24 protein-coding genes are annotated in these 24,787 nt (G+C 35.5%); 20 read left to right on the forward strand and 4 right to left on the reverse strand.

The genetic code is table 11. The features are described from left to right. Window positions 1-72: 72 nt before the first annotated feature. Genes UH1x_RS09035 through UH1x_RS09045 form a run of 3 tightly spaced genes read right to left on the reverse strand, consistent with a single transcriptional unit; the run spans window position 73 to window position 5,450 of the window. On the reverse strand, window positions 73-1,497 hold the full coding sequence (locus UH1x_RS09035) for a SusD/RagB family nutrient-binding outer membrane lipoprotein (protein WP_482626273.1): 1,425 nt from the start codon (window positions 1,495-1,497) through the stop codon (window positions 73-75). Between the two features lie 10 nt (window positions 1,498-1,507). Beyond that, window positions 1,508-4,711, reverse strand: coding sequence for a SusC/RagA family TonB-linked outer membrane protein (locus tag UH1x_RS09040; protein ID WP_482626274.1), 3,204 nt, complete (start codon window positions 4,709-4,711; stop codon window positions 1,508-1,510). Window positions 4,712-4,763: 52 nt separating this feature from the next. Then, window positions 4,764-5,450, reverse strand: a complete 687-nt coding sequence (locus UH1x_RS09045; protein WP_482626275.1) for a TIGR04282 family arsenosugar biosynthesis glycosyltransferase — start codon at window positions 5,448-5,450, stop codon at window positions 4,764-4,766. Between the two features lie 374 nt (window positions 5,451-5,824). On the opposite strand from UH1x_RS09045, the gene UH1x_RS09050 reads away from it, so the two are divergent. Then, entirely contained in the window at window positions 5,825-7,339 is a 1,515-nt protein-coding gene (locus UH1x_RS09050; RefSeq protein ID WP_482626276.1) for a Do family serine endopeptidase, read from the forward strand. Window positions 7,340-7,417: 78 nt separating this feature from the next. After that, on the forward strand, window positions 7,418-8,191 hold the full coding sequence (locus tag UH1x_RS09055) for a patatin-like phospholipase family protein (protein WP_482626277.1): 774 nt from the start codon (window positions 7,418-7,420) through the stop codon (window positions 8,189-8,191). A gap of 60 nt (window positions 8,192-8,251) precedes the next feature. On the opposite strand, the gene UH1x_RS09060 is transcribed toward UH1x_RS09055, so the two are convergent. Then, window positions 8,252-9,301 (reverse strand): 2Fe-2S iron-sulfur cluster-binding protein, encoded by a 1,050-nt coding sequence (locus tag UH1x_RS09060; protein WP_482626278.1) that lies wholly within the window; start codon window positions 9,299-9,301, stop codon window positions 8,252-8,254. A 382-nt stretch (window positions 9,302-9,683) separates the two neighbouring features. Between UH1x_RS09060 and UH1x_RS09065 the strand changes: the two genes are divergently transcribed. The 18 genes from UH1x_RS09065 to UH1x_RS09150 all read left to right on the forward strand — a co-directional run bounded on the left by UH1x_RS09065 (window position 9,684) and on the right by UH1x_RS09150 (window position 24,760). After that, window positions 9,684-11,153: a DUF5687 family protein gene (locus UH1x_RS09065; protein ID WP_482626279.1), complete on the forward strand. Its 1,470-nt coding sequence runs from the start codon at window positions 9,684-9,686 to the stop codon at window positions 11,151-11,153. 54 nt (window positions 11,154-11,207) lie between these two features. Continuing rightward, window positions 11,208-11,927, forward strand: coding sequence for an ABC transporter ATP-binding protein (locus tag UH1x_RS09070; RefSeq protein WP_482626280.1), 720 nt, complete (start codon window positions 11,208-11,210; stop codon window positions 11,925-11,927). A 431-nt stretch (window positions 11,928-12,358) separates the two neighbouring features. Beyond that, complete coding sequence (gene porW / locus UH1x_RS09075; protein WP_482626499.1) at window positions 12,359-14,869, forward strand: type IX secretion system periplasmic lipoprotein PorW/SprE; 2,511 nt, start codon at window positions 12,359-12,361, stop codon at window positions 14,867-14,869. Window positions 14,870-14,872: 3 nt separating this feature from the next. Then, window positions 14,873-15,289 carry a bactofilin family protein gene (locus UH1x_RS09080; RefSeq protein ID WP_036150996.1) on the forward strand — a complete coding sequence of 139 codons (417 nt, stop codon included), beginning with the start codon at window positions 14,873-14,875 and terminating at the stop codon, window positions 15,287-15,289. Further along, the gene (locus tag UH1x_RS09085; protein WP_036150997.1) at window positions 15,267-15,494 is read left to right on the forward strand and encodes an AtpZ/AtpI family protein; all 228 of its coding nucleotides are present in this window, start codon (window positions 15,267-15,269) and stop codon (window positions 15,492-15,494) included. Before UH1x_RS09080 ends, UH1x_RS09085 begins: the two co-directional genes overlap by 23 nt. 3 nt (window positions 15,495-15,497) lie before the next feature. Then, window positions 15,498-15,890 carry a DUF6168 family protein gene (locus tag UH1x_RS09090; protein WP_482626281.1) on the forward strand — a complete coding sequence of 131 codons (393 nt, stop codon included), beginning with the start codon at window positions 15,498-15,500 and terminating at the stop codon, window positions 15,888-15,890. A 90-nt stretch (window positions 15,891-15,980) separates the two neighbouring features. Next, window positions 15,981-17,159, forward strand: coding sequence for a F0F1 ATP synthase subunit A (gene atpB / locus UH1x_RS09095; protein WP_482626282.1), 1,179 nt, complete (start codon window positions 15,981-15,983; stop codon window positions 17,157-17,159). Window positions 17,160-17,197: 38 nt separating this feature from the next. Continuing rightward, the gene (gene atpE / locus UH1x_RS09100) at window positions 17,198-17,392 is read left to right on the forward strand and encodes an ATP synthase F0 subunit C (protein WP_027065438.1); all 195 of its coding nucleotides are present in this window, start codon (window positions 17,198-17,200) and stop codon (window positions 17,390-17,392) included. Between the two features lie 89 nt (window positions 17,393-17,481). Beyond that, window positions 17,482-17,982 carry a F0F1 ATP synthase subunit B gene (locus tag UH1x_RS09105; protein WP_036151002.1) on the forward strand — a complete coding sequence of 167 codons (501 nt, stop codon included), beginning with the start codon at window positions 17,482-17,484 and terminating at the stop codon, window positions 17,980-17,982. 8 nt (window positions 17,983-17,990) lie between these two features. Further along, window positions 17,991-18,530 carry an ATP synthase F1 subunit delta gene (atpH, locus tag UH1x_RS09110; RefSeq protein ID WP_482626283.1) on the forward strand — a complete coding sequence of 180 codons (540 nt, stop codon included), beginning with the start codon at window positions 17,991-17,993 and terminating at the stop codon, window positions 18,528-18,530. Between the two features lie 60 nt (window positions 18,531-18,590). Beyond that, window positions 18,591-20,168, forward strand: coding sequence for a F0F1 ATP synthase subunit alpha (gene atpA / locus UH1x_RS09115; RefSeq protein ID WP_036151008.1), 1,578 nt, complete (start codon window positions 18,591-18,593; stop codon window positions 20,166-20,168). A 24-nt stretch (window positions 20,169-20,192) separates the two neighbouring features. After that, window positions 20,193-20,381, forward strand: coding sequence for a four helix bundle protein (locus UH1x_RS09120; protein WP_482626284.1), 189 nt, complete (start codon window positions 20,193-20,195; stop codon window positions 20,379-20,381). 40 nt (window positions 20,382-20,421) lie between these two features. After that, window positions 20,422-20,532: a hypothetical protein gene (locus tag UH1x_RS09125; protein ID WP_482626500.1), complete on the forward strand. Its 111-nt coding sequence runs from the start codon at window positions 20,422-20,424 to the stop codon at window positions 20,530-20,532. A gap of 30 nt (window positions 20,533-20,562) precedes the next feature. Beyond that, complete coding sequence (gene atpG / locus UH1x_RS09130; protein ID WP_482626285.1) at window positions 20,563-21,426, forward strand: ATP synthase F1 subunit gamma; 864 nt, start codon at window positions 20,563-20,565, stop codon at window positions 21,424-21,426. 143 nt (window positions 21,427-21,569) lie between these two features. Further along, the gene (locus UH1x_RS09135) at window positions 21,570-22,790 is read left to right on the forward strand and encodes a TCR/Tet family MFS transporter (protein ID WP_299798733.1); all 1,221 of its coding nucleotides are present in this window, start codon (window positions 21,570-21,572) and stop codon (window positions 22,788-22,790) included. 74 nt (window positions 22,791-22,864) lie between these two features. Beyond that, complete coding sequence (locus UH1x_RS09140; RefSeq protein ID WP_482626286.1) at window positions 22,865-23,707, forward strand: alpha/beta fold hydrolase; 843 nt, start codon at window positions 22,865-22,867, stop codon at window positions 23,705-23,707. Next, window positions 23,707-24,201: an RNA polymerase sigma factor gene (locus UH1x_RS09145; protein WP_482626287.1), complete on the forward strand. Its 495-nt coding sequence runs from the start codon at window positions 23,707-23,709 to the stop codon at window positions 24,199-24,201. The genes UH1x_RS09140 and UH1x_RS09145 overlap by 1 nt, the downstream gene beginning before the upstream one ends. Then, a complete protein-coding gene (locus UH1x_RS09150) occupies window positions 24,194-24,760 on the forward strand; it encodes a hypothetical protein (protein ID WP_482626288.1) in 567 nt (188 codons plus the stop codon). Before UH1x_RS09145 ends, UH1x_RS09150 begins: the two co-directional genes overlap by 8 nt. The last annotated feature ends 27 nt before the right edge of the window (window positions 24,761-24,787 follow it).

The raw sequence follows: 24,787 nt of genomic DNA on the forward strand, positions 1-24,787 counted from the left end.
TTTTTTGTTTTTTCCTAACTCCTAACTCCTAACTCCTAACTCCTAACTCTTAACTCCTAACTCCTAACTCTGTTACTCATCCCACCAAACAGCCACATTTATACTATTACCTTCCGTGTTATTTGAAGCTTCGGTATAATTGGCATTATTTAAAGCTTCTTCCTCAGAAGGGTAAGGCATGCGTATCGGTATCAAATTATTGTTCAAACTTGCCGAAATCGTTTTCAATTGCGGAAAACCTGTTCTTCTATATTCGATCCAACCTTCATAACCGTTTATACTATTTGCAATCCATTTTTGTGTGATGATATTTTCTAAAGGATTCCCGTTGGTCAATGCAGCATCAATGGTTAGATAATCATCAGGAAGTGCTATTTGCCAATATTCAAAAGCTTGTGTTACTCCTGTATTATATAGGGTTTCCGTATTAGCGGAAATAAGCCCTTTTTGCGAAGCCTCTGCCAATAGAAAGTGTGTTTCCATGCTGGTCATAAAATTGGCATCTAAAAGCCCTGTATTATCTCTGAAAATAGTACCCAATAAAGAGTAATCAGCTAACGATACTCCCGCTGATGCATCGATTCCATTTAATAGTCCGTTATAACCGCCATCTGTACTATTGGCAAAAGGTTGATATAAGCGTGCAATTCGTGGGTCGTTTAAGTTGGTCAAAATTTCATCCATCGTTTCAGAAAGCACATAATTATTAAAATCGCCCACCCTAAGCTGTGCCAACCTAAAACTATTTGGTTCGCCATCGGTAAAGTTGAAAATGGCATTTGCGCTATTATCATCTATAAAATTGCCTTCTGCGACAATTGCTTGTAGTTGTGAGGCCACATCTATTTTGCTTGAAACTCGCATTAGATATTTAATTTTCAAGGAATTTGCAAAACGTATCCATCCGTCTAAATCACCATTAAAGAGAATGTCTCCCTCTAAAGCTATGGTACCTGAATAATTCTGAATGGCTAAAATTCCCTTATCAAGATTATCAAAAACACCACCTTCGTCCATGTAAATTGACTCCTGAGTGTCATAGGACGGAGTAACAGTTTCTGTATCTCCTTGAAATGCTTCTGAATATGGAACATCACCGAATAAATCTGTTAAACCAGCTGCCATATACGCTTTCATAATTCTTGCTGGGCCTTCATAAACGGTATATGCAGTATTCTCTTGAGATAAATTCAAAATAATTTCATTGTCTCGTAAATTCTGATAGAATATAGGCCATGGGTTTCCACCTAATTGCGGAGATTTTAAATCATGACGGTCAAATAAGTTAAAGTCTAGAGCGGTACTATATTGTCCTAATAGGTTACCGGCAGTAAAACCTTCATATGACATTTGTTCCCCATAGTCATAAATTACCTGTCTTAACAATAGACTTGGTTGCACCGTAACAGGGTCATTTGTATTTGTATTAATTTCCTCAAAATCTTTTGTGCAGCCAACGACCAGCAATAAGACTAGAATGTTATATATATGTTTCATTTTCTTTTTCTTAAAAATTAAATCCGGCTTTAAAACCTATACTTCTTGTTGTGGCATATGACATATCTTCAACACCGCTAATAAAGCCTTGCCCTTGTACTGCCAATTGCTCGGGGTCAAAATGTGGATTCTCTGTTATTGCAAATAAGTTCTTTCCTATCAATGATAAACTCAACGTAGCATCCTGATTGAAAAGACTAAGATTATCAAACGTATAACCAACGGATACTTGACGCAGCTTTAAAAAGGAAGCATCATACATATTGTTCTCTTCATGGTTTCGATCATAAAATTGCCTGTAATAACTTTCTGCCGTTACTGCAACGGTATTTTGTGTATACACCGGATTATCTGCAGTACCAGTATTTACAACTCCTTCGGGTACAATACCTGCCTCTGGTCTGTTTGCTGTTTCTGCTAACTGACCACCAACGTTACCCAATGCCCTTGTTCTAGATACAATGATTCCGCCTTGTCGCCAATCGAAAAGGAAACCCATATTCCAGTTCTTGTAATTAAATTGATTGTTGAAGCCCAACATAAAATCGGGATTGTAATTTCCTAATTTTTGTAGTTCATTATCGGGTATGTATCTGCCTTCATCCGTTAAAATAAAATCACCATTTTCATTCTTCAAATATCCTGTTCCGTACAAATCACCCACACGACCACCTTCTTCTGCCTGTAAAAATACCGTTTGGTTTTGACTGTCATAAATTCTGGAGTATGCCAATGTTAATCGACCTTCATCTTGTGGTAAGCTTTCTATCGTAGATCTATTCGTGCTAAAATTTAAAGTACTGTTCCATTTGAAATCTTGACTCATAACCGGCGATATACCCAGAATAATCTCTACACCTTTTGAACGAACTTCACCACCATTAACTACTTGTTGTGTATAACCAGATGAGATACCTATAGGCAATGAAATAATTTGATCTTTGGTCAATGCGTTATAGTAAGAAACATCTAATCTTAATTGGTCTCCAAACAAACGTACATCTGCACCTACTTCAAATGAAGAGGTTAGTTCTGGTTGAAGATTTGCATTTGCTATAGTGTTTGAGTTACTGAAAGTTGGTTGCCCATTAAAAGGGGTTTGTGCTACAAAAGCACCTGTAGTTTGGTAGGAATCAGTGTCATTACCTACTTGTGCCCAACTTGCCCTTAGTTTTGCAAATGAAACGGCCTCTGGTAAATCAACCACTTCTGATAGTATAAAACTACTTGATACGGATGGATAAAAGAATGACGTATTGTCTACGGAAAACGGAGTAGCCAATGCACTAGACCAATCGTTTCTTCCTGTAACATCCAAGAAAAGGAAGTCTTTGTATCCAAATTTTGCCAAGCCGTAAAAACTGTTTATTCTTTTATTCGATTCAAATTCGAAAACTTCAATTGGTGAAGCTGCATTAGATAACCTAAAAATACCCGGTTGCGCCAAACTCGTGGTTTGCGATTGTGAAGTGAATGCCTTTTGATCTAATCTGTTTCCACCTAAAGAGACATCAATATTAAAATCATTTAACTGATTGGTATAATTTAATAAGAAATCAGTGTTTATTTCCCTAAAAAATACATCATGCTCGGCATAACCACCATTTACAAATCGATTAGAGCTATAGGCTCTGCGCAGTTGTCGTAATTCACTTGAATAATCCATTCCGGTTCTAATAGTTGCAGTAATATGTTCGGTAATGTCATAGCTAGCCGAAATATTTCCGAATACCCTGTCTCTATTAAAGGAGTTTCTATTTTCATTAAGAATAAAATACGGATTATCAAAAAACGTATAATTATAAGAATACTGTTGTAAGCCCTCTAAACCTGGTTGCCAATAGTTTTTTAAGTTTTCAATATTTAATGACCTTGGTCCCCAAGCTACTAAAGAGTAATTGGCATTCTCTGAACCATAACCGTTAGAGGGTCTATTGTCGCTACTAGAATTAATATAACTTATAGAGGAATTAATGCGCAGTTTATCAATAGGTTGAAAATTTAGTCTTGTACCTATAGTTTGTCGGTCAAGATTTACTCCCGGAATGATAGATTCGCTTCGTAAATCAGTAAACGATAGACGGAAACTACCTTTGTCAAATCCGTTAGAAATGGCAATATTATTGATTAAGGTTGTGCCCGTTTCGTAGAAATTCTTCAAGTTGTCTGGGTTAGACCTAAACTCTGTAGGTGTAATTGGTAATCCGCTGTAAAGGGCAGTATCACCACCACGTACTATAGTGCCATCTGCTAAAGTTACGGGGCTATCATATTGTGGTATAAGATTGCCTACATCTAGGCGTGGTCCCCAACTATAGGTGATCAAGTCATTGGTTCCACCACCTAATCCGTCTACAAATGCAAACTCACCAGAATTTCCTTGTCCGTATTCATTTTGAAATTCGGGTAGTTGAAATGCCGAATCCACAAAGAAACTAGTGTTGTAGCTAACGCCTAATCCTTTTGAATTTTTTCCGCTTTTGGTTTCTATGATTATAACACCATTAGATGCTCTTGTTCCATATAGAGCCGCCGCACTAGGTCCTTTTAAAACCGAAACTTCGGCAATATCATCAGGATTCACATCCATAGCACCGTTACCAAAATCTATTTCTTGAAACCCGGCTGCTGCCTCATTGGTAAAATTAAAGACCGAATTGTTGTTAATAGGCACTCCGTCTACAATAAATAACGGATTGTTATTAGAAAAAGAGGCTTCACCACGAATGGTAATTTTAGAGGAAGACCCTACCCCGGTAGCACCTTGGTTAATGGTTACACCTGCCAGTTTACCAGAAAGGTTGTCTAAAAAGTTAACCGATTTTACCTCCGTAACTCCTTTTGCGTCCAAGCTTTGAACTACATAGCCTAATTCTTTAGTTTCCCGTTTTAAACCTAAAGCCGTTAGCACGACTTCATCTAAAACTTCAGATGAATCTGCTAAAGTGATATTAATGGTACGTCTATTGTTTATGGAAACTACTTGAGTTTCGTATCCTAAAACCGAAAATTCAATGGCGCCAGAAAGTTTGGGAACATCTATAGTATAAAAACCATCTTCATTGGTTGTAGAACCTGTTGCGGTGTCAGATAATAGAATGTTGACGTACGGTATGGTATTTCCATCGGTATCTGTTACAATACCTGTAATTGTTTCTTGAGCATTGACCATGTTCATCATAAACAATGTCAACACTAGTAATAAGTGTTTCATATATAGCTTTGGACTGAGTTTTCATTTATCCAACTATTGGATAAAGGGGGATTTAGATAAATGAAACTGCAGGAGAACCTTTGTTATAAGGAAAGCTGTTAGAATATAGGGTAGAGAAGTTTTGGTTAGTGTAGTATAGACTTCTGTTACTTTTTAATAGATTGATGATCAACAAGAATATAGTTGATGACAGACCGGTAGAAAACGATAGAATTGATTGTAAATCTCTTTCGTTATCCAAATCCTGTAATACAGGTAATTTTATTAATTCTGATGATTCTTCATGTAACCACAATGAAATTTGGTGATACAAGCCCAAACGTTGCCAAGGTAATTTTTGAAATTCACTAGCTTCAAAATTAGATTTTTGCAGACCTAACAAATAGAAACCACCATCAATTGAAGGACCTATTACGGTCTTGCCGAATGCCAATTGTTGTGCGGTATGTTTAAGATGATGGGTTTTTAAATGCGGTGTATCATTACCTATAGTAATAATATTAGAAAAACCGTTGTTGAAAACACTGGCGATGGCATTTGTAAAACGTTCGCCAAAAGAAGTACCAACTTGATCTTCATCTGAAAAGTGAAAAACAGGTAAACCTGTATCTTTTGCTTTTTTAAGAGTAGAACGGGTTAAAACATCAAATAATTCTTCACTTCTAAGAATGTGCTTATTCGCCAAATCTTGTTTGGCGGAATTGGCAAATACCAAAATTGCAGTACTTAATGAATTCAATTAATTGTTCTTTCTAGTTGTTAAACTTACGTAAAAATATAGCAAAGGTTTTCTAAGAATGCATAATTATAAAATTAAAACATACGAAATCTCTTACCTTAGGTCAATATGTCAGTTTTAGACTAGTTGGTTGGTTTTAAACCAAATTTATATTGTGCTACCTTAATACTAAACCTATAAACTCAATGTAAAGTCCGTTTATCTTCCTTTTTTTGACATGGGATCTTGCAAAATTTTAAGGTTACAGACTGGTTAGTCTAAAAAAAGCCTTAAAATTTTAATCAGTTTTAATTTTTTTTTAGCATTGGCAGTCCCGTGCGTGGCATAGCCTTTGCCAGTAAGACATCAGAAGAATCATAAAAATTTAAATACATATGAAATCAAACACAAATACTAGAAGCGCTTGGAAGGTTTACTTCTTCTCTGCAGTTATTGCTCTAGTCGTAAGTTACGGAGTAATTCAATTTAACAAACAAGAAACAAAAGAAACTAGCGGAGTTACCGTAGTAGAATCTGTACCTGGAGCACAGGCTTTATACACAAAGGATAATGAAGGAAATATTAAGCCTTTAGATTTTACGGAAACTTCTGAAAAAGTTTTAGATGCTGTAGTACATATTAAATCTACCCAAACGGGATCAACAAGCCAGAGTCAAGGAGCGCGAGAATTACCAGACCCTTTTAAAGAATTTTTTGGCGATATGTTTAAAGGGCAATCTCCAAATGGAGCGCAATCAAGACCTAGAGTAGGTACAGGTTCGGGTGTTATCATTAATGATAAAGGGTATATCGTTACCAATAATCATGTGATTGATAATGCAGATGAGGTTGAGGTAACTTTATATAACAATCAATCGTATAAAGCCACTGTAATCGGTACCGACCCGACAACAGATTTGGCGTTATTACAAATCAAAGCCGATAATCTAAAAACGATGTCTTTGGTCAATTCAGATGATGTTGAAGTTGGCGAGTGGGTATTGGCAGTTGGTAACCCATTAGGATTGAATTCTACGGTTACCGCCGGTATTGTTAGTGCTAAGGCAAGAAGTATCCATATCAATACCGATAAGTTTGCTGTAGAAAGTTTTATACAGACAGATGCCGCTATCAACCCTGGTAACAGTGGTGGTGCTTTGGTGAATTTAGACGGAAACCTTGTTGGTATTAACACTGCTATAGCCAGTACAACCGGTACTTATACCGGATACGGATTTGCGGTGCCTAGTAACATCGTAACCAAAGTGGTTGAAGATTTACTAAAATTCGGTAACGTACAACGTGGTATGTTGGGGGTTTCTATTAGAACTATGGACAGTAACTTGGCAAAAGAAAAAGATGTTGACTTTACCAAAGGTGTTTGGGTAGAGCAAGTAGGTGAAGATAGTGGTGCTGATTTGGCAGGTATGCAATCTGGCGATATTATCGTTAGTGTTAACGGTAAAGAAACAGCTACGTCACCAAGACTTCAAGAAATTATAGCAGGAAAAAGACCTGGTGATAAGGTTGCTATTATTGTAAATAGAAAAGGAAAAGAAAAAGAATTGGAAGTAGAGCTACATAATTCTCAAGGTGGAACAGATTTTATCAAGAAAGAGAAGAAAGAAGTATTTAATCTTTTAGGTGCGGATTTTGAAAATGTAGACAAGCAATTAGCCAAAAAATTAGATATTGATGGTGGGGTACAGGTTTCTAAACTATACCCTGGTAAGATTAAGAGTGAGACGCAAATGAGAGCTGGTTTCATCATTACGCATATTGATGGTAAACGTGTAGATGACATTGATGATGTTGCTGCTATTTTGGAGAACAAAAAAGGCGGAGTAATGTTAGAAGGTGTTTATGAAGATGGCACTAAAAATTATTATGCCTTCGGATTGGATTCATAGTCCGCTATAATGATTAATTTTATGCCAAGCGGATAATAGTATCCGTTTGGCATTTTTTTTGAAATTAATTCTAGATAGATGCAATTAGGTTCTAAGTCCATTGGTTTGGTGCTTTCCGGTGGAGGCATTAGAGGCATGGCACATATAGGTGTTATTAAGGCAATGCAAGAGTTTGGCATTGAGGCTAAGGTGGTATCCGGTAGTAGTATTGGTGCATTAGTGGGTGCATTGTATGCGGCAGACAAACCTGTAGTAGATATGCTTAAGTTTTTTAAGGAAACACCGCTTTTTAAATATAATTACTTTGCTGTTGCTAAACCAGGTTTATTGAATAGCGAGAGTTATATAGCTTCTTTTAAACAGTATTTTCCAGATGATAGTTTTGAGGCCTTGAATAGAGAACTCCATGTAGTCGCTACAAATTTGCAGAAAGGTGAAGAGCTTTTTATCGATAAAGGTGAATTGATAAAGCCTTTATTGGCATCGGCTGCATTACCACCTGTTTTTAGTCCTGTAGAGTATAAGGGAGAATTATATGCCGATGGCGGAATCATGAACAATTTCCCGTCTGAAGCTGTGCTGCCAAAAGTTGATTATGTAATAGGTAGTAATGTATCTGTGGTTTCTCAATTAGAGAAAAAACATTTGAACAATTCATTTCAATTGACAGGCAGAGTAACCGGATTAATGATTTATGCTATTAACCGACAAAAAATTAATAATTGTCACCTTGTACTAGAATCTAAAGAACTGGAACATATTGGCTTGCTAGATAGAAGAGGCATTGAAAAAGCTTACGCAATAGGCTATGAAGCCGCGGTTAGAAAGTTTGAAGAAGTCTTTACTTCTTAGATAAATAAAAACGGCCGGTTGAATTGTATCAACCGGCCGTTTTTTGATTATTATATGAGCTTATACATCATCATAATCTACCTTAATGGTAGGTGTTGTAGCATGAGCTTGACAGGTAAGAATAAAACCATCTGCAATTTCTTTATCGGTCAGAATCTGGTTCATAACCATTTCAGCTTTTCCTTCCGTTACCTTGGCAATACAGCTACTACATACTCCGCCTTGGCATGAATATGGCGCATCAATATTTTTTTTTAATACCGCATCGAGGATCATGGTTTTCTTATCCATAATAAATTGAAATTCTTCATCGTCAACAAGAACGGTAACCGCGGTTTGGCCATCTGCTTGTATAGGTAATTCCTCTTTTATTTCAGTAGGCGTAAAAAGTTCAAAATGGATTTTATCCTTATCCACTTCATTCTCAATTAAGGTATCTTGTACCAAACGAATCATCTCTTCCGGTCCACATAAATAGTATCCATCAAAATCAACATCCTTATGCTTGTTCAACAAGGCATAATTAACCGTTGAGGTATCTATTCTACCGAATAAAGCCTTGTCTTCACGGGTTTGACTATTGGTGAAGTACACAAAAAACCGATTGGCATATTCTAGTTCTAATTTTACCAAATCTGTATAGAACATGGTCTCTTCGTACGATTTGTTACCGTAAACCAAAACAAATTTGTTCTTAGGGTTACTATCTAAAACAGACTTTACAATACTCATAATTGGTGTAATACCACTACCCGCAGCAAAAGCAGCAATATTCTGAACGTCATTGGTCGTATTGAATACAAAACGACCTTCTGGTTCCATTACTTCTAATGTATCACCAACTTTTAATTCTGAGTTGGCGTAATTGGAGAATCCGCCATTATCTACTTTTTTAATGCCGATGGTGATGCCATCTTTTTCAGGTGATGAACTTATAGAATATGCTCTTCTAAGTTCTTTACCCTTAATCTCTTTTTTAATGGTGATATACTGACCCGCCGTAAAGGTGAAAGTCTGTGCCAATTCTTTCGGAATTGAAAACGTAACGGCAACAGAGGTTGGCGTCAATTGTTTAATATGTTTTACCGTTAATGGGTGAAAATGCGACATATGTTGGTTTCTTTAAATCGAATTACAAAATTAAGCATGCTTTTGCGATATCATATGACATTTGTCAAAAAAATGGGAGTTACTACTTTTTGTTTAACTTTTTTATATAAATAAGTTTTAGAATTAGAACAAAGAGAATTTTTTATTTGATGGTTGTTGTTAGAGAAAGAACTAGCAATTTCTTTTTTAGATAAAGCACTTTTACAAACTTCAAATACGTTAGAAAAGGAGTTTTTGATGGGGAAGAAAGAGGAATTAATCGGTTAATTTTTTAGGTATATATAGTAAGGTATAAAATAAGGGCTTAATGAATATTTTGAATTTTGTTTGTAACAATCTCAAGATTTTTCTTACTTATATTTCAAATACTAAAACCAACCGAATGTTTAAACGTTTTTCTTCATTACAATGGAAATCCTTTTTTAGGTCCTCTAACCTTGGTAAAAGTCTAGGGATAAAAATAGTGATGGGATTTTTTGGCGTATACATGCTTTTATCACTTGCTGGTGCAGGAGCCGGAATGTACTTTATCTTAAAAGAAATATTCCCTGATCAAAGCCCTATGTGGAGTATTAGCCAATATTTTATTTACTGGATTTTAATGGAATTATTCTTAAGGTATTTCATGCAGAAGCTTCCTGTAATGGATATAAAACCATTTTTGACCACTCCTGTTAAGAAAAGTACCATTGCACATTATATATTAGGTAGATCAGCAGCATCTATCTATAATTTATTGACGATATTCTTTATAGTTCCGTTTGCAATAGTTTTGTTATTTAATGGCTACCCTGTACTAAATGTTTTACTTTGGGTAGTTGGTATTATAGGTATTGTTCTGAGTATTAATTATGTGAACTTGCTAGTAAATAAGAATGATAAAGTTCTTATTGGAATTGGTAGTATTCTTGTCTTAGGGTACGGATTGGATTATTTTGGAGTGTTTTCTGTAAAAGAGTTTTTTGCACCTGTTTTTCATGCGCTTTATGCATATCCAATCACAGTATTGATTCCGATTGCTTTAGCTGCAATTATATATTATGTCAATTTTAAATACCTACGAGATAAAATTTATCTAGATGCAAAGCTTCAATCGAAATCAGTAGAGGCAAATACCTCAGATATGTCTTGGACAAAGCGTTTTGGAGAAATGGGTTCTTTCTTACAACTTGACCTTAAAATGATTTGGCGTAATAAAAGAACGAAGTCTCAGGTGTACATTTCAATTCTGTTCGTGTTCTACGGATTAGTGTTTTACACCCAAGATATGTATAGTAGTATGATGCCGATGAAAGCCTTTGTGGGCATTTTTATGACGGGTATTTTCTTGAGTAATTTCGGACAATTTATTCCTGCTTGGGATAGTAGTTACTATAGTATGATGATGTCGCAAAATATTCCAATGCGCAAATATTTAGAGTCTAAAGTATCCTTAATTACTGTTAGTATCGTATTCATGTTTTTATTGACCTTACCCTATGTTTACTTCGGTTGGGACGCTTTGGCCATCAATTTTGGTTGTGCATTATATAACTTAGGAATTAATATACCGGTCATTTTATATTTTGGTTCATTTAATAAAAAAAGAATCGAACTGGATCAGAGTCCGTTTGGTAATATGCAGGGTGCTAGTGCTACTCAATTTTTGGTAATGGTTCCGGTTTTAATCGTTCCTATTATCATATTTTCCATCTTTTATTACATCTTTAGTTTAGACGTAGCAGTGGGAGTATTATCCGTTCTAGGCATCATAGGTTTTGCTATGAAGAATTATTTACTAGGGTTGATAACAGAACAATACAAGAAAAAGAAATACGGAATGATTGCAGGTTTTAAAGAGAAGGCGAGTTAGGGTTTTTTATTTGACGCATTTCATTTCATCCTAAAAAATTAGAATAACAAGATTATGATTACAATAGAAAATTTATCAAAGAAATACGGTTCACAACAAGTTCTTAATATTGAATCTTTAAACATTCCAACGGGACAAAGCTTCGGTTTGGTGGGTAATAACGGAGCGGGTAAAACAACATTATTTAGTTTGTTGCTAGATTTAATACAGCCGAGTACAGGTCATATCATTAATAATGATGTTCAGGTAAACACCAGTGAAGATTGGAAACCATTTACATCATCTTTTATAGATGAAACTTTTCTGATTGGGTACTTGACTCCCGAAGAGTATTTTTACTTTATAGGCGACCTTCGCGGTCAAAATAAAGCCGATGTCGATGCATTATTAGCGCAGTATCAAGACTTTTTTCATGGAGAAATACTAGGACAAAAGAAATACCTGAGAGATTTATCTAAAGGAAACCAGAAGAAAGCAGGTATTGTAGCTTCTTTTATTGGTAACCCCAAAGTGGTCATTTTAGATGAGCCTTTTGCCAATTTGGATCCCACTACACAGATTCGTCTAAAGCAAATCATTAAAGAACTTGCTGCAAAAGAAGACGTCACCGTTTTAGTTTCTAGTCATGATTTAATTCATGTAACTGAAGTATGCGAACGTATTGTAGTACTAAATAAAGGTGAAGTGGTTAAAGACATAGAAACATCTGCTGAAACATTAAAAGAATTAGAGGTGTTCTTTGGTGCAGAGAGTGTTCTACCGGTTGCGGAATAATACGGATGTCTACTGGTTCTAGGCTCTAGATAATTACAATTCGTTAAAAAAACCATGAGATTACGGCAGCTTGTGATCAGACGAACTACACTTTTGGCTAAAAACCATATAAAATCTAAAAACCGACCACTAGGTCGGTTTTTTATTTCTGAGTTTTATAGCAAGATGGATAAAAATCCGATTAAGACCTCTTTGATCAGATTATCTGATGTAAACTTATATTCGCTTGGTTATTTTAATTCAAAACAAACTACACGGTCGGTAAAATTTGGTTGTAGTAGTCTTAAAATGTTGAGAATGCTCAAAAATAAATATGCAGTTTACCGATGAACGGTATAATAATCTGGTTGTTTTTAAGTTAAACATACATACGTAGATCAACTATTTTGAATCTTAGAAACAAACTTATTTTATCCGGTGTTTTGGCGAGTATGCTTTTTAATGCATGTTCTGTCAAGAAAGACAAGTTCGTAAACCGTAATTGGCATGCGCTCAATACCAAATACAATACCTTGTATAATGGTAACATTGCTTTTGAGCTAGGTCGAGAAACTTTGAACGATACCTATCAAGATGATTATTTTGAAGTCTTGCCTATAGAGCGTTTAGAGGTTAGTGGCGAAATTAAATTAGATTCAGAAGACAACAATCCTAATTTCCTTATTGCAGAAGAAAAAGCTACTAAGGCTATTCAACGCCATAGTATGGATATTAAGGATGAAGAGCGAAACCCACAAATAGATGAAGCTTTTCTTCTTTTAGGGAAAGCAAGATATTTTGATGAACGCTACATACCGGCATTAGAATCTTTCAACTATGTTCTTAATAAATATTCTGAAAGCGATAAGCTGAACGAGGCAAGTATTTGGAGAGAGAAAGTAAACATCCGCTTAGAAAACGATGATCTTGCAATTAAAAATTTAAAGCGCTTAATGAAATATGAGCGTTTAAAAGATCAAGAATATGCTGATGCAAGAGCAATGATGGCACAGGCGTTTATTAATCTAAATGCACCAGATACTGCTGTGCAAAATCTTAAGATAGCATCGCACTACACTACAAAAAATCCAGAAAGAGGAAGGTACTATTATATTATAGGTCAATTGTACAATCAATTAGGCTTTAAAGACAGTGCTAATTACGTATTTGATAAGGTGATTGAATTAAATAGGAAGTCGCCTCGTGTTTACATGATAAATGCCAAAATCGAAAAATTAAAGAATACCCAAGTAACTTCTGAAAATAAGGAAGAGGTTTTGGAGTATTTGACAAAATTGGAAATGAATAGGGAGAACAGACCTTATTTAGATGGTATTTACAGACAGTTGGCTGAGTTTCATTTAAAGCAGGAATCTGATAGTTTGGCTTTGGTTTATTTCAATAAATCTTTGCGAGCCTCTCAAAATAAGCCAAAATTGAATGCACTGAATTACGAGAATTTAGCGGAATACAATTTTGATGAAAGTGTTTATAAGCCGGCTGGTGCATATTACGATAGTGTATTGACTAACCTTAATGAAAACACCAAAAAATTTCGTGCTATTAAGAAGAAGCGCGATAATTTGGAAGATGTTATTAAATACGAAGACATTGTACAGTATTCTGACAGTGTAATTACAATTTACCAAATGCCTAAAGATGAGCAGTTGGCTTATTTTGGAAAGCATATTGAAGAATTACAGAAGGCGAAAGAAGCTGCACAGAAAAAAGAAAAAGCAAGAATTACCGATGGTTTTGCTGCATTTAGTAACAGTAAAGGTGGCAAAGAAAATAAAGGTAAATTCTATTTCTATAATATAACAAGTTTAGGTTATGGTCAGAACGATTTTAAGAATCGTTGGGGCAATAGAGAATTGACAGATGATTGGCGATGGTCAGACAAATCGGTTATCAATACTGAAAATGTTGCCTTGCAAAATGCACCGGGTGTAAATGATAGTTTAAGTGTAGTCAGTGAAGATGAGAAATTCTCTTTAGACTATTATATGGATCGTTTGCCAACAGATGTTGCGGTTATTGACAGCTTAAAAACAGAACGTAATTTTGCAAACTATCAATTAGGATTAATATATAAGGAGAAGTTTAACGAGAATCTGTTGGCAGCTGCCAAATTAGAAGATGTATTGGCGTCTAATGCTGAAGAACGATTGATTCTTCCTTCAAAATATAATCTTTATAAGATTTACGAAGAAGTTGATAGTCCGTTGAAAGAGACCATGAAGGCAGATATTATTGCCAACCATGCCGACTCTAGATATGCTGAGATTTTATTGAATCCGCAAGCGGTATTAGCAGATAGTTCTGATAGTCCAGAGAAACGCTATGAGAGTTTGTTCAAACAATATAAAGAGCAACAATATTTACAGGTAATTACAGGGTCAGAAGAGAATATTAATAGATTTACCGGTGACCCTATTGTTCCTAAATTTGAAATGTTGAAGGCGAATGCCATTGGTAGACTTCAAGGCTTTGAACCTTTTAAAGAAGCATTGAATTATGTGGCGTTGACATATCCTAATAATCCAGAGGGTAAAAAGGCTGAACAAATGATTGCAGAGCAGCTTCCTAAATTAGAACAAAAGGAGTTTTCACCAGAAACAGATTCTAAAGGAACATCTAACTGGAAGGTAGTTTTTCCGTTTAAAAGAAGTAATACGGAACAAGCGTTAAAGTTGATGGAATTGTTAGAGCAATCTATCATTGACCTTAGATATAAAAATATTGTCTCTAGAGATATTTATAACCTAGAAGACCAATTTGTAGTGGTGCACGGATTTAAATCTAAAGATTTTGCTTTAGGGTATGCCGAGCTACTAAAAAACAATAAGGATTACCTTGTTGCTGATGAGAATTTTGTAGTTTTATCGGAGAACTATAAGATTGTACAAGTACACAAGAATATAATCGAATATAGAAATACGCTTTTAACCCCAAAACCGTGAACAATGTTTTCAGACAAACAAAAACCTAGAGCTATGAATGAAGTAGGAGGCCAACCTAACAGAATAGAAAAGAACACCAAAATAAAAGGAGATATCATATCTGAAGCAGATTTTCGTATAGACGGTAAGCTAGATGGTAATGTAAAAACTTCTGGTAAAGTGGTGATCGGTAAAGATGGCTACATTCATGGAAAAGTAGAATGTGTAAATGCAGATATAGAAGGTAGCTTTAACGGTGAACTTTTAGTGTCTGATCTGTTATCCTTAAAATCATCTGCAGTTATAGAAGGGACCGTATCTGTAAGTAAATTGGCTGTTGAGCCGGGTGCTACATTTAACGCCTCTTGTACAATGGGTGGTGGTAAAGCTGCTGGTGCAGGTTTTAAATCATCTAATAATGGAGCCGCAAAAGCCTCGTAACGATAATTCTGAACTTTTAAGAAATGCCGCAAGCTTATCTGGTGTTGCCATACAAATGGGTGTCACTATATTCTTGGGCAATCTTTTAGGGGAGTGGTTAGATCAAAAATTTGAAAAAACGTTTTTAGAGGACACATTTACATTACTTGCTGTATTTTTGTCCATCTATTTAGTCATAAAGAAAGTTATGGCGCTAAATAAATAAACGTTGCTAAAAAATATCATTTTATATATAGTCGTGTTCACTGTTGTGGGCGCGACTTCTTATTTTCTGCAAGATCTTGCTTTGTTGGATCCGCCAACTTATTTTGGTCCGTTATTGGTTAAGGCATACACTTTTCACTTCGTGTTCTCTCTTGTATTGGTCATCATTTTCTTAATTGCCTCAAAAAACAATTCTTTTTTTGATCAGTTGGGTTTTATGTATATGGGTGTATTGGTTTTTAAGATTACAATTTTTGCGGCAATGTTCTATCCTTACCTTTTGGGTGAACTTATTATGCCTCAAATATATAGGGGTGCGCTGCTTATACCGGTGATTATTTTTTTGTTTCTAGAAGTGTTTTTTATTTCCAAAATTATGCGCAAAAAAAGACTCTAAATTTTAAAGCTTTAAAATTGGGTAGATTATGCAATAATTAACTACTTTTGCGCAAAATTTCTAGGAGCTAAATTTTTTGATAAAGAACTAATGATGCAAGTTTCAAATACGATTAAAACCTTATTACAACTTCTAATACTTTGTTTTTCATTGCAAAGTTTCGCTATATCCGATACTGAGCCAGAAGGTGCGGTAAGTGGTAAGGAACAGGTAGATGCCTATATTTTACATCACCTTAAAGATTCTCATGATTTTCATTTGTTCTCTTATACTGGTGATTCAGGAGAAAGAAAGCATGTTGGTTTTCCACTACCTGTAATTCTTTGGTCAAGCAATGGTTTGGCAACTTTTATGTCATCAGAATTTCACCATGATGATAACGGACATGTAATTGTTGAGAGAAACGGTTCTAAATTCGTAAAACTTCATAGTAAAATATATGAATTGGATGCTGGAGCATCTTCAGTGAATTTTGATGAAGAGCACCATGCCACTAATGCACATAAAGTTTTAGATTTTTCTATTACTAAGAGTGTTGTTGGGGTGTTGTTGGTAGGCTTACTTATGTTATTGGCCTTTTCTTCATTGGCGAAACAATACGGAAAGAAAAAAATACCTACTGGTTTTGGTAGAGTGTTAGAGCCATTGGTACTTTATGTAAGAGATGAGATTGCTAGACCTAATATTGGGGAAAAGCATTACAGAAGATTTACAGGATACCTATTAACGGTTTTCTTCTTTATCTGGGTGTTGAACTTATTAGGACTTACCCCATTCGGTTTTAACGTAACAGGACAAATAGCAGTAACTGCTTGTTTGGCTATTTTTACATTGATCATTTATACGGTTAGTGGAAATAAAGATTATTGGATGCACATTTTATGGATGCCAGGTGTACCTGTATTCGTAAAACCTATTTTGGCTATAATAGAATTAGCTGGTGCATTTATCATTAAACCATTTTCATTGTTAGTGCGTTTATTCGCAAACATATCTGCAGGTCACATTGTAGTAATGAGCTTAATTGCAATTATGTTTACTTTGAAAGAGAGTTTAGGTGTAGCAGGAGCTACGGGTCTATCATTGGTGTTATCATTTTTTATTACGCTTATTGAGGTTTTAGTAGCCTTCTTGCAAGCATATATTTTTACCGCGCTTTCAGCCTTGTTTATAGGTATGGCAGTAGCAGAACACGACCACGATCATGAGCATGATGAGGCGGGTCACGAAGTAGCTGATACAGAAGATGTAAGAGCAGACTTCATTTAATAAGAGTTTTTTTAATTTAATTATATAAATCAATTAGTATGGTAACTTACAATTTAATTGGAGCAGGTTTAATCGTTATCGGAGCAGGTCTAGGTCTTGGTCAAATCGGTGGTAAAGCAATGGAAGGTATTGCTCGTCAACCAGAAGCGGCAGGAAAAATTCAAACTGCGATGATTATCGTAGCTGCACTTTTAGAAGGTTTAGCATTCGGTGCTTTGTTCTTAGGAAAATAAGAACACGAAAACCCAAAGACATCTTCCTGTAACGGTTGGTTACAGGAAATGTTTTTTAATTATTTGATTTAGATTTTAAAGATTAGGATATGGAAGTTTTATTGAACGATTTTTCACCAGGTTTGTTTATAGTTCAAACAATATTATTATTAGGATTGATTTTCTTAATGGTAAAATTTGCTTGGAAACCAATTTTAAACTCTTTGAACGAAAGAGAAGCTGGTATTGAAGATGCATTGGCTGCTGCTGATAAAGCGCGTACAGACATGCAAAACTTACAGGCTGATAATGAGAAGATGCTTCAAGAGGCTCGTGCTGAACGTGAGGCGATGTTGAAAGAAGCTCGTGAAATCAAAGAAAAAATGATCGCTGACTCTAAGGAGCAAGCGAAATTAGAAGGCGATAAAATGTTGAAGCAAGCACAGACTGCGATCGAAAGCGAAAAGAAAGCTGCTGTTGCTGACATTAAGAGCCAGGTTGCAGAATTGTCTGTAGCTATAGCAGAAAAAGTATTGAAAGAAGATTTATCTAGCAATGACAAGCAATTGAAATTGGTAGATACAATGTTGAGCGATATAAAACTTAACTAAAAGAAATAATGAGCGAATCTAGAGCTGCATTACGTTACGCAAAGGCAATATTGGATATGGCCAAGGAAAACAAAGCCTTGGATGCTGTTGAGAAAGATATGCGTTCCATCGCCTCTACTATTTCAGATAGTAAAGAACTTAAAGATGTATTGGCTAGTCCGGTGGTTTCCGGTACTGTGAAAAAGAATGCTTTACTTGAAATTTTCAAGGGCAGTCATTCTATTACAGAAGGAACCATTAATATGTTGGTAGACAACAAGCGTTTAGGAATGTTAAACGAGGTTGCCTTGAAGTACATTATCCTTAATGAGCAACAAAAAGGTAAAGATGTAGCTTACGTTACAACAGCTGTACCTTTAGATGCCGCAATGGAAAAGAAAATATTAAAGAAGGTTGCTGAACTTACCGGTAATGAAGTTACCATTGAAAGTAAGGTTGACGAAAGTATTATTGGAGGTTTCATCTTAAGAGTGGGAGATTTGCAGTATGATGCTAGTGTTAGCAACAAGCTTAATAATTTAAAAAGAGAATTTTCAAATAGTCTATAATAACTATATAAGGCTAAGAATGGTTACATTCAATGCCTAATATCTTATATCTAATTAAAAATGGCAGGAGTAAAAGCCGCTGAAGTATCAGCAATTTTAAAGAAACAATTATCTGGATTTGATGCTACCGCTACTTTAGACGAAGTAGGTACTGTATTACAAGTTGGTGATGGTATCGCAAGAATCTACGGATTAGCGAATGCGCAATACGGAGAATTGGTTGAGTTCGAAGGCGGACTTGAAGGTATCGTTCTTAACCTTGAAGAAGACAACGTTGGTGTGGTTCTTTTAGGACCATCTAAATCAGTTGGTGAAGGTGATACCGTAAAACGTACACAACGTATTGCTTCTGTAAAAGTTGGTGAAGGTATTGTGGGTCGTGTAGTGGATACTTTAGGTAATCCTATTGACGGTAAAGGACCTATTTCTGGTGATACTTATGAGATGCCATTAGAGCGTAAAGCTCCAGGGGTAATCTATAGAGAGCCTGTAACTGAGCCAATGCAATCTGGTATTAAAGCAATTGATGCGATGATTCCAGTTGGTAGAGGACAAAGAGAGCTTGTTATTGGTGACCGTCAAACTGGTAAGACTACAGTTTGTATCGATACCATTCTAAACCAAAAAGAATTTTATGATGCTGGTGAACCTGTTTACTGTATCTATGTTGCCATAGGTCAGAAAGCATCTACTGTTGCCGGTATCGCTCAAGTATTGGAAGATAAAGGGGCAATGGCATATACTACTATCGTAGCTGCCAACGCATCTGATCCTGCACCAATGCAAGTATATGCACCATTTACTGGAGCATCTATTGGTGAATACTTCCGTGATACAGGTCGTCCTGCATTAATTATATATGATGATTTATCTAAACAAGCGGTAGCTTACCGTGAGGTGTCTCTTTTATTAAGAAGACCACCGGGACGTGAGGCTTACCCAGGAGATGTTTTCTACCTACACTCTAGATTATTGGAGCGTGCAGCAAAAGTGATCAATGATGATGATATCGCAAAAGAAATGAACGATTTACCTGAGGTATTAAAGCCTATGGTAAAAGGTGGTGGTTCTTTAACGGCATTGCCAATTATTGAAACACAAGCGGGTGACGTTTCTGCCTATATTCCAACGAACGTAATTTCTATTACTGACGGACAAATATTCTTGGAGCAAGATTTATTCAACCAAGGTGTAAGACCAGCAATTAACGTAGGTATTTCTGTATCTCGTGTTGGTGGTAACGCTCAGATTAAATCAATGAAGAAGGTTTCTGGTACATTGAAACTGGATCAGGCACAGTTCCGTGAATTGGAAGCTTTTGCTAAGTTTGGTTCAGATTTAGATACCGCTACCTTGAACGTTATTGAAAAAGGACGTAGAAACGTAGAAATATTAAAGCAAGCACAAAACGATCCTTATACTGTTGAAGATCAGGTTGCCATTATCTATGCCGGTTCTAAGAACTTGTTAAGAGATGTACCTGTTGAGAAAGTAAAAGAGTTCGAACGTGATTATTTAGAGTTTTTGAACGCTAAGCACAGAGGTGTTCTTGATACATTGAAGTCTGGTAAATTAACTGATGAGGTTACTGATACATTGACTTCTGTTTGTAAAGAACTTTCTGCTAAATACAAATAAGTTAAAAGTGCAGAATGATGGGTTATGAGTAAATTGAATGAAAGTCCTATTAGGATAAAAAGTTTTGATTTTGCTTGTAATATCGTTTTGTACTGTGATACTTTAAAAGGAAATAAAGATTTTGAGCTTGCCTCTCAATTGTTAAGAAGCGGAACTAGTATTGGAGCTAATACTAGAGAAGCACAACGAGGAGTTAGTAAAAAAAGATTTTAAAAATAAGTTTGGAATTGCTCTAAAGGAGGCAGACGAGACAATGTATTGGTTAGATATATTGGAAGCAACTGGAAGAAATGTACCAAAGGATATGAAAATTAAATGCGAAGAGTTAATTAGAATTTTAGTTTCAATTATTAAAAACTCATAACTCTTCATTCATAACTTTTAACTTGAACAAATGGCAAATTTAAAGGAAATACGTAATAGGATTTCATCGGTTTCATCAACGATGCAGATTACCAGTGCCATGAAAATGGTATCGGCTGCAAAATTGAAAAAGGCGCAAGATGCTATTACGGCTATGAGACCTTATGCCGATAAACTTACTGAACTATTGCAAAATTTAAGCGCTAGTTTAGAAGGTGATTCGGGAAGTGTTTATGCCGATAATCGTGCTGTGAACAAGGTTTTAGTAGTTTCTGTTACTTCTAATAGAGGTCTTTGTGGTGCTTTTAATACCAACATTTTAAAGCAATCTACTAATTTGGTCGAAAATGTTTACGCAGGTAAACAAGTAGATTTCATAGCAGTTGGTAAAAAAGCTAATGATTACTTAGAGAAACGTTATAAAGTAATCGCCAATCACAGTGGTGTTTATGACGACTTGACTTTTGATAATGTCGCTGATATTGCTGAGAGTCTAATGGCGCTTTTTACGGAAGGTGAATATGATCGTATTGAGATTGTTTACAATAAATTCAAGAATGCAGCTACTCAAATTATAATGACAGAGCAATTTTTGCCGATTGTTCCATTAGAAGAAGTTGAAGTAACTGCTAGTGCAGATTATACTTTTGAACCTTCTAAAGTGGAAATCATTGAACAATTGATTCCTAAATCCTTAAAAACACAATTGTACAAAGGTATTAGAGATTCATTTGCTAGTGAGCATGGTGCACGTATGACTGCAATGCATAAAGCTACCGATAACGCAACAGAAATGCGTGATCAATTAAAATTAACATATAACAAAGCAAGACAAGCAGCTATTACTAACGAAATCTTAGAAATCGTTGGTGGTGCAGAAGCACTGAATAACTAATACTTCTATTGTATTTAATGACTGAGTTGAGTAAAGTCATGCAAAGCTTGAAAATATATTGAATTGAAAACCCCACCTAAAAGTGGGGTTTTTGGTTTTATAGCTTTAAGATTACTTTTTTTTGTCCGACTTTTGTCTTGACCATGAAATCCAATAAAACCGCCTTACTTTTTATTTTTATTACTATTCTTGTTGATGTAATAGGTATCGGTATTATTCTACCTATTATTCCCGAATTGATAATGGAATTAACGGGTGAGGGTAATCACATGGCAATTATCTATGGTATGTGGCTGACCACGGCATTTGCTGGTATGCAGTTTTTGTTTTCACCCGTGTTAGGTGAAATATCGGATCGATTTGGTAGAAGACCAATTCTACTTCTAGCGCTTTTGGGTTTAAGTATAGATTATTTGATTCATGCTTGGGCACCGACAATTACCTGGTTATTTCTAGGTCGTTTCTTAGCGGGAATAACTGGTGCCAGTTTTACTGTTGCCTCGGCCTATATCGCAGATGTAAGTACCAAAGAAAATAAGGCGAAGAACTTCGGATTAATAGGTGCTGCATTCGGAATTGGATTTATTATCGGTCCCGGTATTGGTGGTTTTTTCGGGGAGATCAATATTCGACTTCCATTTTATATAGCTGCAGGCTTAACATTTGCCAACTTCCTTTTTGGGTATTTCTTTGTTCCTGAATCTTTAGCTCTAGAGAATAGAAGACAGATTAATTTTTCAAAAATGATTCCGGGAGTTTCTTTGTTTGCATTACGAAATTATAAAGGCATTTTGTTATTGATATCTGCTTTCTTCTTGGCAAATCTTGCCGGTCAGGCATTACCTTCAACGTGGTCTTATTATGGTATTGAGCGATATGATTGGACTCCGAAACAAATAGGATTGTCGCTAATGGTTGTAGGCTTATTAGTTGCAATCGTACAAGGGTTTTTAGTAGGTAAGATTGTAAAGAAGTTTGGAAAACGAAAGGTAATTACATTCGGATTTTTGTTATGGACGGTTGGTATGTTCTTATTTTCTTTCGCCAAAGAACCGTGGATGCTGTATGCGTTCTTAATTCCGTATGCCTTAGGCGGTATTGCGGGTCCTACTGTGCAAGGCGTAATTTCAAACCAAGTATCTGAAAAGGAACAGGGAATTTTACAAGGATCAATTACCGGTCTAGTTAGTATTACTGCTATACTTGGGCAATTCATCTTTGCGCCCGTGTTTTATTATTTTATACGTCCTGAGGCATCAATTTACTTTCCTGGAGCACCATATGCTCTGGCGGCTGTATTTCTCTTAGCGGCTTTTATTTTAGCATCTACGGCTATAAAAAGAATGGATGTAGAGCCAGAATAATATCTTTTTTCAATTTATGATGTAACATTTTTTAGTTTTTGAATCTAAAGGGCAAACAAACAAAAACTCTTATGATGAAAACAATTAAAAAATTACTATTCGGACTACTTCTATTTATTGCCTTTTCTAGTACTGCACAATACAACGCTTTTGAAGTAAAAGTTACTGGCGAAGGAGAACCAATACTCCTATTCCCTGGATTTACCTGTACTGGTGAAGTTTGGAATGCGACCGTAAATGAATTATCAAAGAATTACGAATGCCATGTATTTACTTTTGCTGGCTTTGGAGATGTACCCGCTATTGAAAAACCATGGTTACCAAAAGTAAAAGAAGGTATTTTGGAATATGTTTCACAAAATAAATTAGAGAATCCTGTTTTGCTAGGTCATAGTTTAGGTGGTGCTTTGGCATTGTGGATGGCAGCAGATGGCAATTCATTTAAAGAACTGATAATTGTTGATGCTTTACCATCAACAGGTGCTTTAATGATGCCCGATTTTAAAAGTGAGTACATGGTGTATGATTCGCCATATAATAAACAACTATTAGTTATGAGCGACTCTGATTTTGAAGCTATGGCACGGCAAATGTCGAATAGTATGACTAAAGAAAAATCGAATCAGGAAAAAATTAAAGATTGGATGATTCAGGCAGATCGAGAGACCTATGTCTATGGGTATACGGATTTATTGAAGTTAGATTTACGTGAAGATTTGTCTAAGATAAATGCACCGGTGACCATTTTGGCGGCTACAGAACCTTATGGTTTAGAAATGGCGAAATCCACATATGACCTACAGTATAAAGCGCTTGCAGAATACACCATTGAATTTGCAAATGGATCATCACATTTTATCATGTATGATCAACCACAGTGGTTTATAGAGAATCTTAAAAATGCGTTGAAGAATTAATGAGCTCTAAAGAAATCGCATACCAGAAAATATACGAAGAAAACTACCCAAAGGTAATGCGATTATGCATGGGGTATACTGCAGGTAACCAGTCTCTTGCTAAAGATTTGGTACAGGAAACTTTTATAAAAATTTGGCAAAATTTAGACGCTTTTAGAAATGAAAGCGGAATAGGCACTTGGATTTACCGTATTTGTGTGAATACCTGTTTAGCTGAAATACGGCGGGAGCGTAAAAAGGAGAGAGAACTTCAGATTGATAGTCTGCAGGTAAGTGATAGTAATGACAACCCTGCTGAGAAAGAAGATATGTTAGTGCAATTATACAAGTGCATAAATAAACTAAGCAGCACTAATAAAGCAATAATATTATTAGAATTGGAAGGCTTGCCCCAACTAGAGATTTCAGAAATAATTGGGATAAAACATGAAGCTGTACGAACTAGAATTCATAGAATAAAACAACAACTTACAAAATGTGTAAACAATGAATAATTTTGAAGATTTACAAAATAAATGGCAGAACCAATCTGAAGTTACTGCAACCGAAGACGGATTTCAATCGCTTTTAAAAAGTGTAAAATCCATAGAACAGAAACAAAGAACAGGAAACATAGTTTTGACCCTTACTATCATTATTCTAGTTTCTTTTCTAATTTATGTTTCAGGTTATAAGAGCGCGACATTTATGCTTGGTATTGGTTTAATGATCGGTAGTTTAGTGATTAGAATTGCTATTGAATTGTTTAGTTTAAAGAGGCTGCGTACCATAAACTTTAGTAAAGATGCAAGTACTTTTACTGAAGATTTAACTACCTATTATTCTTTTAGAAAATATACGCATTACATAATTACTCCTTTAGCTCTTGTAATTTATACCATTGGGTTTATAATATTATTGCCATTATTTAAGGCTAGCTTATCAAACGGATTTTATATCTATATTCTATGCTCATCAGTAGTATTTTTAGTCCTGTTCTCTGTGTTTTTATACAAACAAGTAAAGAATGAACTTTTTAAATTGAAGCAATTGAAAATGCAAAACGTAGTATAATATTTGTGATCACGATGTTAAATGACC

This window comes from Maribacter sp. UH1 (assembly GCF_056839145.1).

Excerpts from the sequence above, each read along its gene's own strand:
- UH1x_RS09035 (WP_482626273.1), bottom strand. The coding sequence starts at position 1,497 with ATGAAACATATATATAACATTCTAGTCTTATTGCTGGTCGTTGGCTGC.
- UH1x_RS09040 (WP_482626274.1), bottom strand. The coding sequence starts at position 4,711 with ATGAAACACTTATTACTAGTGTTGACATTGTTTATGATGAACATGGTC.
- UH1x_RS09050 (WP_482626276.1), top strand. The coding sequence starts at position 5,825 with ATGAAATCAAACACAAATACTAGAAGCGCTTGGAAGGTTTACTTCTTC.
- UH1x_RS09055 (WP_482626277.1), top strand. The coding sequence starts at position 7,418 with ATGCAATTAGGTTCTAAGTCCATTGGTTTGGTGCTTTCCGGTGGAGGC.
- UH1x_RS09060 (WP_482626278.1), bottom strand. The coding sequence starts at position 9,301 with ATGTCGCATTTTCACCCATTAACGGTAAAACATATTAAACAATTGACG.
- UH1x_RS09065 (WP_482626279.1), top strand. The coding sequence starts at position 9,684 with ATGTTTAAACGTTTTTCTTCATTACAATGGAAATCCTTTTTTAGGTCC.
- UH1x_RS09070 (WP_482626280.1), top strand. The coding sequence starts at position 11,208 with ATGATTACAATAGAAAATTTATCAAAGAAATACGGTTCACAACAAGTT.
- porW (WP_482626499.1), top strand. The coding sequence starts at position 12,359 with ATGCTTTTTAATGCATGTTCTGTCAAGAAAGACAAGTTCGTAAACCGT.
- UH1x_RS09080 (WP_036150996.1), top strand. The coding sequence starts at position 14,873 with ATGTTTTCAGACAAACAAAAACCTAGAGCTATGAATGAAGTAGGAGGC.
- UH1x_RS09085 (WP_036150997.1), top strand. The coding sequence starts at position 15,267 with ATGGAGCCGCAAAAGCCTCGTAACGATAATTCTGAACTTTTAAGAAAT.
- atpB (WP_482626282.1), top strand. The coding sequence starts at position 15,981 with ATGATGCAAGTTTCAAATACGATTAAAACCTTATTACAACTTCTAATA.
- atpE (WP_027065438.1), top strand. The coding sequence starts at position 17,198 with ATGGTAACTTACAATTTAATTGGAGCAGGTTTAATCGTTATCGGAGCA.
- UH1x_RS09105 (WP_036151002.1), top strand. The coding sequence starts at position 17,482 with ATGGAAGTTTTATTGAACGATTTTTCACCAGGTTTGTTTATAGTTCAA.
- atpH (WP_482626283.1), top strand. The coding sequence starts at position 17,991 with ATGAGCGAATCTAGAGCTGCATTACGTTACGCAAAGGCAATATTGGAT.
- atpA (WP_036151008.1), top strand. The coding sequence starts at position 18,591 with ATGGCAGGAGTAAAAGCCGCTGAAGTATCAGCAATTTTAAAGAAACAA.
- UH1x_RS09120 (WP_482626284.1), top strand. The coding sequence starts at position 20,193 with ATGAGTAAATTGAATGAAAGTCCTATTAGGATAAAAAGTTTTGATTTT.
- UH1x_RS09125 (WP_482626500.1), top strand. The coding sequence starts at position 20,422 with ATGTATTGGTTAGATATATTGGAAGCAACTGGAAGAAATGTACCAAAG.
- atpG (WP_482626285.1), top strand. The coding sequence starts at position 20,563 with ATGGCAAATTTAAAGGAAATACGTAATAGGATTTCATCGGTTTCATCA.
- UH1x_RS09135 (WP_299798733.1), top strand. The coding sequence starts at position 21,570 with ATGAAATCCAATAAAACCGCCTTACTTTTTATTTTTATTACTATTCTT.
- UH1x_RS09140 (WP_482626286.1), top strand. The coding sequence starts at position 22,865 with ATGAAAACAATTAAAAAATTACTATTCGGACTACTTCTATTTATTGCC.
- UH1x_RS09145 (WP_482626287.1), top strand. The coding sequence starts at position 23,707 with ATGAGCTCTAAAGAAATCGCATACCAGAAAATATACGAAGAAAACTAC.
- UH1x_RS09150 (WP_482626288.1), top strand. The coding sequence starts at position 24,194 with ATGAATAATTTTGAAGATTTACAAAATAAATGGCAGAACCAATCTGAA.